Source organism: Labrys monachus, from assembly GCF_030814655.1.
Taxonomy (GTDB): domain Bacteria; phylum Pseudomonadota; class Alphaproteobacteria; order Rhizobiales; family Labraceae; genus Labrys; species Labrys monacha.
Map to the genome: position 1 here is coordinate 5,096,721 of NZ_JAUSVK010000001.1, position 12,021 is coordinate 5,108,741.

Here is a 12,021-nt window from a genome sequence, read left to right on the forward strand (position 1 = left end):
GCGATGACCTTAGCCTATGTCGCCACGATCCTCGCAGCAGGGCCCACCACCCTGCTGCTCGCCCTTTCGTCGCTGCTCGTGGCGATCGTGCTCGGCTTCGCGGCGGCCTTCGCCAAGCTCTCGCGCAGCCCCGTGCTGCGCGGAGCCGCCGGCCTCTATACGTTCGTCATCCGCGGCATCCCCGACCTCGTCGTCATGCTGCTGGTCTATTACAGCCTGCCGGCGCTCCTAAACCAATTCGCCGATGCGCTGGGCTTCGACATCCGGTTCGAGTTCTCGCCGGTCGTCGCCGGCGTCGCGACGCTCGGCCTGATCTTCGGCGCCTATATGACGGAAACCTTCAAGTCGGCGCTCCAGAACATTCCGAAGGGCCAGATCGAAGCCGCGATGGCCTATGGCCTGAGCCGCCGCCGCCTGTTCCTGCGCATCGTGCTGCCTCAGCTCGTCCGGCTCGCGCTGCCGGGCTTCACCAACAATTGGCTGGTGCTGGCGAAGGCGACCGCGCTCGTCTCGCTGATCGGCCTCCAGGACGTGATGTTCCGCGCCAAGGGCGCCGCCGAGGCGACGGCGATGCCGTTCACCTTCTATCTCGTCGCCGCCGGCTTCTATCTGGCCGTCACCCTCGCCTCGATGGCGCTCCTCGTCCATGCGGCGCGGCGCTTCGAGCTCGGCACGAAGGCGTTCGAGCCATGAATTGGGACGTGATCGCCGACAATCTCGGCGCCTATGCGCAGGGCGCGCGGCTGACGCTGCTGCTCACCGGCGCCTCGCTCCTCGTCTCGTTCTTCCTGGCCATGCCCCTGGCCTTCGCCCGCAACAGCCGCACGCCGCTTCTGCGCAACGCCGTGCTGGCCTACACCCTCGTCTTCCGCGGCACGCCGCTGCTGGTCCAGATCTACCTCATCTATTTCGGCCTCTCGCAGTTCGAGCTCGTCCGCGCGAGCATCTTCTGGCCATGGCTGTCGAGCCCGATGGTGTGCGTGCTCGCCGCCTTCGTCCTCAACTCCACCGCCTACACCACCGAGATCTTCGCCGGCGGCCTGCGCCATATCCCGGCCGGGGAGATCGAGGCCATGCACGCCTACGGCATGTCGGCCTGGACGCGGGCGAGGCGCATCCTGATCCCTTCGATGCTGACGCGCTCCCTGCCGCTCTACGGCAACGAGATGATCATGATGCTGCACGCCACCTCGCTGGCGAGCACGGTGACGCTGGTCGAGATCACCAGCGTCGCCCGCCAGATCACGCTGGACGACTACATCCAGTTCGAGCCCTACGTGACGGCTGCCGCGATCTATCTCGCCATGACCTTCGTGCTCGTCAGCGCCTTCCAGCTGGTCCAGCGGCGCTGGGCCGGCTACCTCCAGGAGCGGATGGGCTGACCATGGACCGCCGATCCCGCCTCCCCCTCGCCATCCCTCTCTCGCCACCTCCTCGTCAGCCGCCCGGCCTTTCGGTGCCGGGCGAAGGAAAGATGCCATGAACGAAAAACCCAATCTCGGTGCGCTCTTCGGCGCGGCCGCGGACACCCGCACCTTTCTCGGCCTCGCGGCCTGCCCCGACCTGGACGCCCTGTCGGCGCCGATCGCCCTCATCGGCGCGCCCTGCGCCACGCCTTACGCCTCGGTCGGCGCCTATTGCCGCCACGCGCCGGACGCGCTGCGGCGAGCGACGGCGTCGTTGACCGCCAATATCGACCGGCATGATTTCGACAATGCCGGCCCGGTATTCCCGGTGCCCGATCTGAGGGCGGTCGACTGCGGCAACCTGCCTTTCGACGAGGCCGACCCGGCCGGCAATCGCGACGCCATCCGCGGCGCGGTGGCGAAGGTCCTCCAGCGCGGCGCGGTGCCGGTGCTGCTCGGCGGCGACGATTCCATCCCGATCCCGATGATCGAGGCACTGGGAGCGGCAGGAGACGGCTACAAATACACCATCCTGCAGATCGACGCGCATATCGACTGGCGCGAGATCCATATGGGCGAACGGCTGGGCCTGTCCTCGACCATGCGGCGCGCCTCCGAAATGCCCCATGTCGAACGCATCATCCAGGTCGGCGCCCGGGGCATCGGATCGGCGGCGACCACGGATTACGAGGACGCCGTCGCATGGGGCGTCCGGTTCGTGACGGCCTATGACCTGCACAGGACGGGCGTCGACGCCGTGCTCGGCCTCATCCCCGAAGGCAGCCGCATCGTGCTCTGCATCGACGCGGACGCCCTCGATCCCGCACTCGTGCCCGGCGTGATCGGCCGCGCACCGGGCGGCCTCAGCTATTACCAGGTGGTCGATCTCATCCGAGGGGCGGCGCGGCGCGGCAGCATCGCGGCCATGGATTTCGTCGAATTCATGCCCGAACGCGACGTCGACGACATCGGCGCCTTCACGCTCGCCCGGCTGATCACCACGGCGCTCGGCGTCCTTGCCCGCCAGGCCGCCGAGCGGACAACGATCCCCGCGTGAGACGATGCGTCTCTCGTCCTGATCGTCCCGCCGGCGCCGTCGCGTCGCAAGCGCTTCAGCCCGGCGCCGTCCCCGAGGGGCTCGCGCCGTGGCGCAGCCCGTCGACGAGCAGATCCACCATGCGCCGGGCGTGCTCGGGCCCCTGCCTGTAAGCGTGCATGCACAGGCTCGCGACCGCTCCCAGGAGGTCCTCCGCGGAAACATCGCTGCGAGCCTGGCCGGCGGCGGCCGCGGCTTCGAGCAGTCCCCGAAGCGCGGGTTCGAGCCGCTGCTGGAAATAGGCGGGCAAGGTCTCGAACACCGGGTTTCCCGAATGCAGGGCCGTGGCCAAGCCGCGCTTGGTCCCGATGAAGGCCGCATATCGGCGCATCCATCGCGCCAGCGCCTCGCCCGGCCCGTAAGCGGACGCCAGCGCCGGCGCGGCATCGGCGCAGGCATCGACTTCATGGCGGAAGACGGCGACGACAAGGTCCGAACGCTGCGGAAAATGCCGATAGACGGTGCCGATGCCGACGCCGGCCTTCTCCGCGATTTCCCGCACCGGCGCATCCACGCCGGAGACCGCGAACACCGCCAGCGCCGCTTCCAGCAGCGCGTCGGTGTTGCGTTGCGCATCGGCTCGCACGCGCCGGGGCTTCGCGTCCTCGTGGACGGCGTCATCGCCCTGCCCGGCCGCCTCCGTGCTCATTCCCGACATCTCCGCCCGCCAAACGGAACATGGCTCCCCGAAATCCGGGGGGACGTTCCCTGACCATTTAACCCGGCATGGCGGCGTTGGCCACGAATATGCACGGGAGAGCGGCCGGAACGCGGCGGTTCTCCATCGGCCGGCGAGGTTCAGGACGCCCTGCCCGGCGCCTCCCCGCCCTTCGACAGCATCCCATCATCCTCGCTCCGTTCCTCCAGTGAGAGCCGTTCACGTCGCCGCATCAAACGAGAAAATGATCGTACCGTGATCCAAATTGCACGCCATTCCCGCCCAGCTTTGGAATGACAGCCCTACCATGTCGAATTTCGCTCGATCGCGCCGCTACAAATGTGTTGACCGGTGCATTATTTCTCATCTAGCGTGTCCGTAAATCAGGGCTGCAGCGCACCGGTTCGGTATCGCCGCAGCGACGGTCTGGCGACCGGACCGAAACGACCGATGGGAGAGAGCTGCGATGGTGGGTGCGCATGCCGAAGCGGAGGACGGCTGGCTTCTGGCCGCTTCCGGTGTCCGCAAGGAATTCGGCGGCGTCGCGGCCCTGTCGGATGGACGCTTCAATCTGAAGCACGGCTCCATCCATGCCCTCTGCGGCGGCAACGGAGCCGGCAAGTCGACATTCCTGTCGATCATCATGGGGATCCACGCGCGGGATGCCGGCAGCGTTCGCGTGCGCGGCAAGGAATTGCATTTCGCCGGCCCCAAGGAAGCTCTCGATGCCGGCATCGCGATCATCGAGCAGGAGCTGAGCCCGGTCCCGAGCATGACGATCGCCGAGAACATCTTTCTCGGCCGGGAGCCGACGAAGAGCTTCGGGCGCGTCGATTTCGCCACCATGAACCAGACGGCGAGCCGGCTTCTTCAGGAACTCGGCTTCGCCATCCCCGCGACCACGCCGATGCAGGCGCTCTCCGTCGCCCAGATGCAGCTCGTCGAGATCGCGAAGGCGCTCAATCGCGACGCCGAGATCCTGATCATGGACGAGCCCACGTCCGCCCTCGGCGAGAAGGAGGTCGCCCTGCTGTTCGGGGTGATGCGGCGGCTGCGCGATCTCGGCAAGGGCATCATCTATGTCAGCCACCGGCTCCGGGAGGTGTTCGACATCGCCGACACCTACACCGTCTTCCGCGACGGCCGCTTCGTGGCCTCCGGCGCCCTTGCCGGCATCGACCGGCTGTCCCTGATCCGCATGATCGCCGGGCGCGAGCTGTCGGACGAATATATCAAGGACAACACGCCCCAGGATCGCACCATCCTGTCGGTGCGCGGCCTGACGCTGCCCGGGCAGTTGGAGGATATCGGCCTGGAACTGCACGCCGGCGAGATCGTCGGCATCTACGGCCTGATGGGTTCCGGCCGCACGGAGTTCCTCGAATGCCTCTTCGGGCTTCGCAAGGGGTGGAGCGGCGAGATCCGCATCGAGGGACGCCCCGTGCATATCCGCTCGGTGCGCGACGCCATGGCCGCCGGACTCGCCATGGTGACGGAGGACCGCAAGCAGAGCGGCCTCATCATGAACGATTCAGTGCTGCGCAACCTGTCGCTCGCGATCCTGCCCAAGCTCAGCGACGCGGCCGGCGTCGTCGACCGCCGGCGGGAGGCCGCGCTCGCCGAGCGCGCCGCGGAGCGCTTCCGCATCAAGGCCGCCTCCCAGGAGATCGGCGTCTCCTCGCTGTCGGGCGGCAACCAGCAGAAGGTCGTGATGGGCAAGTGGCACCTGACCGAACCTCGGGTGCTCCTTCTCGACGAGCCGACGCGCGGCGTCGACGTCGGCGCCAAGCGCGAGATCTACACGCTGATCTCGGAATTCGTCCAGGAAGGCGGAGCGGTCCTCATGGTCTCCTCGGAAATCGACGAGATCCTCGGCGTGTCCGACACCATCGTCGTGGTGCGCGACGGAGCGGTTGCCGGCCGGTTCGACCGGGCCGTAGCGGATCAGGCCGCGCTGCTTCACCTCGCCAGCTGAGCGCAAAGAAAAAGCCCCGGAATCAACGATATGGCAAATATAGACGATCGCTCGACTTCTTCGCCCGCCAAAGCGGCGCGGCCCGTCTCCGCGGGGTGGCGCAGGCGCCTGCAGCAATATGGCATCATCGTCGCCTTCGTGGTGCTCTGCATCGCGCTCAGTGTGGCGTCGCCCTACTTCCTGGCGACGCAGAACCTGCTGAACGTGCTGCGCCAGTCGTCGATCAACGGCATTCTCGCGATGGGGATGACCTTCGTCATCCTGACCCGCGGCATCGATCTTTCGGTCGGCTCCCTCGTCGGGCTCGCGGGCGTGGTCGGGGCGAGCTTCGTCACCACATCGTCGGTCGCCGGCCTGCCCGGAGCTCCCTATGTGGCGATCGTGGGCATCCTGGCGGCCATCGTCGTCGGCCTTCTCGCCGGTGCCGTATCCGGAACCGTCGTCTCGCGCTTCAAGGTGCCCTCCTTCGTCGTCACGCTCGGCATGCTCTCTTCCGCGCGCGGGCTCGCCATGCTCTACACCGGCGGTCGCCCGATCCCGAGCCTCACCCCGTCCTTCCGCTGGATCGGCACGGGCGAGGTTCTCGGCGTTCCCACGCCGATCATCCTCCTGCTCGTCATCTACGCCATCTGCTGGTGGGTGCTCGGCAAGACGCGCTACGGCCGTTACGTCTACGCCATCGGCGGCAACCCGCGCGCCGCGGCGACGTCCGGCATCAACGTGCCGTGGATCCGGTTCTCGGTCTATGCGGTGTCGGGCGCGCTGGCGGGCATCGCCGGCGTCCTCCTGGCCGCCCGCACCGGCGCAGGCCTGACCCAGGCCGGCCTGTCCTACGAACTCGATGCCATCGCCGCGGTCGTGATCGGCGGCACCAGTCTCTCCGGCGGCATAGGCACCGTCACCGGATCGCTCTTCGGCACGCTCATCATCGCGGTGATGAACAACGGGCTCGACCTGCTCGGCGTCGACTCGAACTACCAGCAGATCATCAAGGGTCTGATGATCGTGGTTGCCGTGCTGCTGGATACGTCCCGCAGGAAGGAGGCCGAGTGAGCCCCCAAGGATCAGCCGGGTCCAAGAAAGTTCAACGTTCAAAATTCAATGGAGGAGAGACTACAATGAAGCGCTTCGTCATAGGCGCCGTGAGCGCGCTCGCGCTGATGGCCTCGGGAATGGCCGCCGAGGCCAAGCCCATCCGGGTCGGCGTGACCCTGTACGGCCTCAAGGCCGAGTTCATGCAGCTCTGGGCTGCCGCGGTCAAGGAAAGCCCGGCCGTCAAGAACGGCATGGTGGAGGTCACCGTGCTCGACGGCCGCTACGATCCGCTGGTGCAGCAGGACCAGTTCTCGACGATGATCAGCCAGCATTACGATGCGATCATCTTCGCGCCGATCGATGCCGATGCCGGCGCGACCGCCGTCAAGATGGCGCATGATGCCGGTATTCCCGTCGTCGGCACCAACACCAGGGCCAACACGGACCTTCTCGCGTCCTATGTCGGCTCGGACGATACGCTGTCCGGCTACATGGAAGCCAAGTCGGTGCTCGACAAGATCGGATGCAAGGGCAACGTCGTCATCATCGACGGACCGATCGGCATCTCCGCGCAGATCCAGCGCAGCGAAGGCAACAAGAAGGCTCTCGCCGAGTGCCCCGCCGGACAGGTGAAGGTCCTCGCCGAAAAGACCGCGAACTGGTCGCGAGCGGAAGCCCAGTCCGTCATGGAAGACTGGCTGACCCGCTTCCCGGGCCAGATCCAGGGCGTGATCGGCCAGAACGACGAGATGGCCCTCGGTGCCATCGAGGCGATCAAGAGCCAGGGCATGAACACCTCGGACTTCGCCATCGCCGGCATCGACGGCATCACCGACGGCCTTCTCGCCGTGAAGGCCGGCGAGATGACCTCGATCCTGCAGGATGCGCGGGCGCAGGCGCAGGGATCGCTCGACGTCGCGGCCAAGCTCGCGGATCCCAGCTATCAGCCGCAATCCGACATCTGGCAGCAATATCCGGAGATGAAGTGGGGCGACGGCAAGGAAAAGACCTATAATGTGCCGTGGACCAAGGTGACGACCGACAACGTCGACAAGCTTCTGTCCTTCCGCCAGAAGAAATAGACCCGCCGACACGGACGGGGGCCGTTCGGGCCCCGTCCTTCCTCTCTTCCCGTTCATGAACTACGAGAAAGTGCCATGATCGTTGTTTTCGGGTCGGTCGCCGTCGATCTCGTGGTCAATGTGCCGCATATCCCCCGCCCGGGGGAGAGCCTGCAGGCGCCCTGCTATACGCCCGTCGCCGGCTCAAAGGGGGGCAATCAGGCGCTTGCAGCCGCACGCTCCGGGGCCCGCGTCGTGCATGTCGCCAGTGTCGGCCGCGACGGCTATGCCGAGGCCGCCACCGCCGCGCTTCGTGCCGAAGGGGTCGACCTGTCGCATATCGCCCTGTCGGACAAGGCGACGGGGATCTGCTTGGTGGCCGTCGCGGCGGATGGCGAGAACACGGTCATCGCCGCGGCCGGGGCCAATCTCGACACCAGCGTCTCGCAGCTCGAAGCGGTGGCGTTCGGCTCCGGGGACACGCTCGTCCTGCAGATGGAAGTGCCGCTCCAGGACAATGTCGCCGCCGTGCGCCTCGCCAAGGCACGCGGGGCGCGGGTCATCCTGAACGTCGCGCCGGCGGGACCGGTGGACGGCGCCACGCTGTCGGCTCTCCACTTCCTCATCGTCAACGAGCACGAGGCCATGGTCGTGGCCAAGGCTCTCGGCCTCGCCGCAACCGAGCCCGAAGAGGCCGCCAGGGCGATCCATGACCGCTGCGGCTGCAGCACGATCGTCACGCTCGGCCCGCGGGGAGCCGTCGCCTATCACCGGGGATCGGCTGTTCCCGTCGCCGCGCCCGAGGTCGCCGTGCTCGACACCACCGGTGCCGGCGACAGCTTCACCGGCGCCTTCGCCGCCGCCCTGGACGCGGGCGAGGACCTGACGACGGCGCTCCGGCGCGCCGTCGCCGGCGGGTCCCTCGCTTGCACCGTGCACGGGGCCCAGACCTCGATTCCGCGCCTGGATGCCATTCTCGCCGCCATGCGCCATCCGGACCAGCCCGCCATCGACGACGTCGGCTCGACCATCGGTGCAACGACATCTTCACGGGGTGACTAGGGTATGGGCAATCCGATACACGATCCTGACATCGACCAAATGACAGAGATCGCGGCGCTCTACTACCTTCAGGAAGTCACGCAGGACGAATTGGCCCGGCGCTACAACACGTCGCGATCGCGCGTGAGCCGCATCCTCAAGCGGGCGCGTGAAATGGGCGTCGTCGAGATCAACGTCCGCAGCAACGTGAACCTGTCCTGGCAGTTCGAGCGCGAGTTTCAGCAGCGCTTCGGACTGAACCGGCTTCTCGCCGCCGTCGACCAGCCCACGCAGGATGCGCAGCGAAGCGTCGTGGCATCGCTGGTGGCCGCCTATCTCGACAGCGTCCTGAGGGACGGGATGACGGTGGCGGTCGGCATGGGCCGGAACCTGGCGGCGATCGCCGACGCGCCGGGCAGCCCGTCGCCGCGCAACGTCACCTTCGCCTCGTCGATCGGCGGTGCGCTGAGGGGCGGCGAGACCATCAATTCGGACCACATCGCGCGCCATCTGGCGGCCCGCTTCGGCGGCCGCAGCCAGACGCTCTATGCGCCGGCCGTGGTCGCCACGCGCGAATTGCGGGAGGCGCTCGTCGAGAACGAGACCGTGAAGGAGACGCTCGACCGGGCTCGCCGCTCGGATATCGCGCTGATCGGCCTCGGCGACCTCTCCGAGGACAGCAACCTCATCCGGATGGGACTCTTCACGCCGCAGGAGATCACCATGGCTCGCGTCGCCGGCACCGTCGGAGACGTCATGGGACACGACTTCATCCGCATCGACGGCCAGCGGGCGGGCGGCATCATCGAAGGCAGGGTGATCGGCCTGACTCTGCCCGAGCTGGGGCCCATCCCCAATGTGGTTGCGGTGGCCTCCGAGCCGGGCAAGACGGCCGTGATCCTCGGCGCGTTGCGCACCGGCGTGATCAACACCCTCGCAACGAGCGTCGGCAATGCAGCCGCGATCATCGCCCTCGACGAGGCGGCTCCGATGAAGCCGGGAGCGGGCCCGCGGCAAGCGCGCGTTCCGCCGCATGGCGGCCATGCGCTCGACCCTTCGGAAAGCGGAGACCGGTGACATCCGCCTCACGTCCGGGCAGCCAGGCCGGTCCGTCCCCGCGCGTCATCCGGATCGGCCGCGAGGAGGTGACCGAGCACCTCACCGGGCTGCAGGCTGCGGAATGCCCGTTCTGGGACGGTTCGGGCCAGGATCTGTGGCTCGTCGACATGGCGGCCCCGTCCCTCATCCGCCTGCACCCCGAAACCGGCGAGAAGACCGTCTGGCCGATGCCGGAGGCGATCGGCAGCTTCGCGCTGTGCGAGACCGACGGCAAGGCGATCGTGGCGCTCGCCGGCGGGCTGTTCATCCTGGATCTCGGCAGCGGGGCCCTCAGGCTGTTCGCCCGTCCCGAGCCGGAGGGCTCCGAAAACAGGCTGAACGACGGCAAGGCGAGCCCCGAAGGACGGTTCTGGGTCGGCGGGATGAATCTGTCGACGCCGCGTCGTGCCGCAGCCGGCCTGTTCAGAATCGACCCGGACGGCGCCTGGACCCGCGTCCTCGACGGGATCATCACCTCGAACGGCCTCGCCTGGTCGGCGGACGGACGGCGCATGTTTCATTCCGACAGCCGGGGGGAGACGCTGCGCTCCTTCGACTACGAGCCCGCGACCGGCGACATTTCCGGCGCGAGGACGCTGGCGCGGCTTTCCGACAGCGAGGGACGGCCCGACGGCGGCACCATCGACGCCGAGGGCTGTTACTGGAGCGCGGGCGCTTCTGCGAGCTGCCTCAACCGCTTTGCGGCCGACGGCACGCTGGCCGAGCGCTACATCCTGCCGGTGGCGGCGCCGTCCATGCTCTGCTTCGGCGGGCCGGACTTCGACCGCATCTTCGTCACCAGCCTTTCGGTGGCCAAGGGCGGCGTGACGGAGACGGGACGCGTGATCTCGTTCCCCGCCCCGGTGCGCGGGCTCGCGGGACACCGGTTCCGGCTCGAAGCGCCCCCGTGATGCGCATGCCCCCAAAGCGGTTCATGACATGGCGGTCCATGGAGGGCATGCAGATTCGGCTGGTAGCGCTCTCTTGGCTGGTGCCGACGGCATAGCGTCGCTGGAGAAAATGCAAGATCCCGATGGCATGGATGCGGCGCGGTCGCGCACGATCATCCCTGCCTATCTCACTGCGTCAGACCGCTTCCTTCAGCCGCTGATGCAGGATCTTGCCGACGAAATCGCGCGTCCGGTCCGTTCGGGGCTGGGCAAAGATCTGCTGCGGCGTCCCGGTCTCAATGATGCGGCCCTGGTCCATCATGGCGACGCGACTCGATACTTCCCGCACGAACGACATTTCATGCGACACGATGAGCATGGTCATGCCTTCTCGGGCGAGAGTGCGGATGATGTCGAGAACCTCCGTGACCAGTTCCGGGTCCAGAGCAGACGTCACTTCGTCGAGAAGCAGGATCGCCGGATGAAGCGCCAGGGCCCTGGCGATCGCCACGCGCTGCTGCTGGCCGCCGGAGAGCTCGTCGGGATAGGCATGGATCCGGCCGGCGAGGCCGACCTTTTCCAGAAGGGCCCGCGCTTCCGCCTCGACCTCCTTGGCCGGCCGCTTCTTGATCTTGACGGGCGTGACCATGACGTTGCGCAGGACGTCCATGTTCTGGAAGAGGTTGTACTGCTGAAAGACGATGGCCGTGCGGTCGCGCAATGTGCGCAAATCCTCCTTCGAGCGATAGTTCACGTCGACGCCTCCGATCCTGACCGCTCCGGCGCTCGGCGGCGTCAATCCCATCAGCACGCGAAGCAAAGTGCTCTTGCCCGATCCGGAGGATCCGATGAGGCTGACGACTTCGCCCTTCTCGATGGAGAGGTCGATTCCCTCGAGGACCTTGACGGTGCCATAGGCGCAAGCAAGCCCGTTGATGACGACATACGACATGTTTTGCTCCAATTCGTCGGGATCGGCAGCGCGGCACGGACAGGGGCGTCCGCAGCGAGCACGGCGCAGCGGTGCCGGTAGGGGGATGCCGATTTCACGCGGCTCCCGGCTCCGGGAGGGCTGGCCGGTGGCCCCGTCCGGACAGGCGCCGCTCCAGATAAGCGCCGAACCGGCCGAGGGGATAGGACATCAGATAATATCCGACCAGCACGACGCCGTAGACCAGCAGCGAGGAATAGCCCCGGGTCACCAGAACCTTGCCGGCAAAGGTCAGCTCGATCACGCCCAGCTGCGAGGCGAGCGCGGTATCCTTCACCAGGGAGACCATGAAGGCGACGGCCGCGGGTAGGACGACGCGCCACGCCTGCGGCACGATGACCGAAAAGAGGATCCGCGCCGCCGAGAAGTTCATGGCCTCCGCCGCTTCGATCTGCAGACGCGGCACGGAACTGAAGCCGGCCCGGAAAACCTCGGCGAGATAGGCCGACGCGATGATGCAGACCGCGACCAGCGCGATGACGAACAAAGGCAGGTTGTATCCCGCTCCCTGCGAGATGAAGAACACCAGGAACAGCGTGACGATGAAGGGAATGCGCCTGAAAAGCTCGGCGAAGAGGATGAGAACGAGCCGGACCGGCAGCAGCCATGCCGCGCGTGTGCGCCGCATGGCCGCGACGACGAAGCCCGCCGCGAGGCCGACCACGCAACCTGCCACGGTCAGGGCCAAGGTGACGCCTGCCGAGGTGAGCAGAAAGACGATGTTATAATAGGTGAACAGACGTGGCAGTTCGGCAAGCAAGGCGGCCATG

At 67.1% G+C, this 12,021-nt stretch carries 12 protein-coding genes; 9 read left to right on the forward strand and 3 right to left on the reverse strand.

The features are described from left to right. Positions 1-3: 3 nt before the first annotated feature. From J3R73_RS23330 to J3R73_RS23340, 3 genes are all read left to right on the forward strand, one after another. Positions 4-693, forward strand: coding sequence for an ABC transporter permease (locus tag J3R73_RS23330; protein WP_307432781.1), 690 nt, complete (start codon positions 4-6; stop codon positions 691-693). Next, positions 690-1,382, forward strand: a complete 693-nt coding sequence (locus J3R73_RS23335) for an ABC transporter permease (RefSeq protein ID WP_307432784.1) — start codon at positions 690-692, stop codon at positions 1,380-1,382. The genes J3R73_RS23330 and J3R73_RS23335 overlap by 4 nt, the downstream gene beginning before the upstream one ends. A gap of 97 nt (positions 1,383-1,479) precedes the next feature. Then, positions 1,480-2,463: an arginase family protein gene (locus J3R73_RS23340; protein WP_307432788.1), complete on the forward strand. Its 984-nt coding sequence runs from the start codon at positions 1,480-1,482 to the stop codon at positions 2,461-2,463. Positions 2,464-2,518: 55 nt separating this feature from the next. Here J3R73_RS23340 and J3R73_RS23345 read toward each other — a convergent pair whose 3' ends face one another. Beyond that, positions 2,519-3,151, reverse strand: a complete 633-nt coding sequence (locus J3R73_RS23345) for a TetR/AcrR family transcriptional regulator (RefSeq protein ID WP_307432791.1) — start codon at positions 3,149-3,151, stop codon at positions 2,519-2,521. 475 nt (positions 3,152-3,626) lie between these two features. On the opposite strand from J3R73_RS23345, the gene J3R73_RS23350 reads away from it, so the two are divergent. From J3R73_RS23350 to J3R73_RS23375, 6 genes are all read left to right on the forward strand, one after another. Continuing rightward, on the forward strand, positions 3,627-5,135 hold the full coding sequence (locus J3R73_RS23350; RefSeq protein WP_307432794.1) for a sugar ABC transporter ATP-binding protein: 1,509 nt from the start codon (positions 3,627-3,629) through the stop codon (positions 5,133-5,135). A gap of 30 nt (positions 5,136-5,165) precedes the next feature. Next, on the forward strand, positions 5,166-6,188 hold the full coding sequence (locus J3R73_RS23355; RefSeq protein ID WP_307432798.1) for an ABC transporter permease: 1,023 nt from the start codon (positions 5,166-5,168) through the stop codon (positions 6,186-6,188). 65 nt (positions 6,189-6,253) lie between these two features. Further along, positions 6,254-7,252: a substrate-binding domain-containing protein gene (locus J3R73_RS23360; protein WP_307432802.1), complete on the forward strand. Its 999-nt coding sequence runs from the start codon at positions 6,254-6,256 to the stop codon at positions 7,250-7,252. A gap of 75 nt (positions 7,253-7,327) precedes the next feature. Beyond that, the gene (locus J3R73_RS23365; protein ID WP_307432805.1) at positions 7,328-8,293 is read left to right on the forward strand and encodes a ribokinase; all 966 of its coding nucleotides are present in this window, start codon (positions 7,328-7,330) and stop codon (positions 8,291-8,293) included. A gap of 39 nt (positions 8,294-8,332) precedes the next feature. Further along, on the forward strand, positions 8,333-9,349 hold the full coding sequence (locus J3R73_RS23370; RefSeq protein ID WP_307432809.1) for a sugar-binding transcriptional regulator: 1,017 nt from the start codon (positions 8,333-8,335) through the stop codon (positions 9,347-9,349). Continuing rightward, on the forward strand, positions 9,346-10,281 hold the full coding sequence (locus J3R73_RS23375) for an SMP-30/gluconolactonase/LRE family protein (protein WP_307432814.1): 936 nt from the start codon (positions 9,346-9,348) through the stop codon (positions 10,279-10,281). The genes J3R73_RS23370 and J3R73_RS23375 overlap by 4 nt, the downstream gene beginning before the upstream one ends. Before the next feature lie 175 nt (positions 10,282-10,456). Here J3R73_RS23375 and J3R73_RS23380 read toward each other — a convergent pair whose 3' ends face one another. Next, on the reverse strand, positions 10,457-11,212 hold the full coding sequence (locus J3R73_RS23380) for an amino acid ABC transporter ATP-binding protein (RefSeq protein ID WP_307432818.1): 756 nt from the start codon (positions 11,210-11,212) through the stop codon (positions 10,457-10,459). A gap of 94 nt (positions 11,213-11,306) precedes the next feature. After that, the gene (locus J3R73_RS23385) at positions 11,307-12,020 is read right to left on the reverse strand and encodes an amino acid ABC transporter permease (protein ID WP_307432822.1); all 714 of its coding nucleotides are present in this window, start codon (positions 12,018-12,020) and stop codon (positions 11,307-11,309) included. Position 12,021 lies beyond the last annotated feature (1 nt).

Excerpts from the sequence above, each read along its gene's own strand:
- J3R73_RS23330 (WP_307432781.1), top strand. The coding sequence starts at position 4 with ATGACCTTAGCCTATGTCGCCACGATCCTCGCAGCAGGGCCCACCACC.
- J3R73_RS23335 (WP_307432784.1), top strand. The coding sequence starts at position 690 with ATGAATTGGGACGTGATCGCCGACAATCTCGGCGCCTATGCGCAGGGC.
- J3R73_RS23340 (WP_307432788.1), top strand. The coding sequence starts at position 1,480 with ATGAACGAAAAACCCAATCTCGGTGCGCTCTTCGGCGCGGCCGCGGAC.
- J3R73_RS23345 (WP_307432791.1), bottom strand. The coding sequence starts at position 3,151 with ATGAGCACGGAGGCGGCCGGGCAGGGCGATGACGCCGTCCACGAGGAC.
- J3R73_RS23350 (WP_307432794.1), top strand. The coding sequence starts at position 3,627 with ATGGTGGGTGCGCATGCCGAAGCGGAGGACGGCTGGCTTCTGGCCGCT.
- J3R73_RS23355 (WP_307432798.1), top strand. The coding sequence starts at position 5,166 with ATGGCAAATATAGACGATCGCTCGACTTCTTCGCCCGCCAAAGCGGCG.
- J3R73_RS23360 (WP_307432802.1), top strand. The coding sequence starts at position 6,254 with ATGAAGCGCTTCGTCATAGGCGCCGTGAGCGCGCTCGCGCTGATGGCC.
- J3R73_RS23365 (WP_307432805.1), top strand. The coding sequence starts at position 7,328 with ATGATCGTTGTTTTCGGGTCGGTCGCCGTCGATCTCGTGGTCAATGTG.
- J3R73_RS23370 (WP_307432809.1), top strand. The coding sequence starts at position 8,333 with ATGACAGAGATCGCGGCGCTCTACTACCTTCAGGAAGTCACGCAGGAC.
- J3R73_RS23380 (WP_307432818.1), bottom strand. The coding sequence starts at position 11,212 with ATGTCGTATGTCGTCATCAACGGGCTTGCTTGCGCCTATGGCACCGTC.
- J3R73_RS23385 (WP_307432822.1), bottom strand. The coding sequence starts at position 12,020 with ATGGCCGCCTTGCTTGCCGAACTGCCACGTCTGTTCACCTATTATAAC.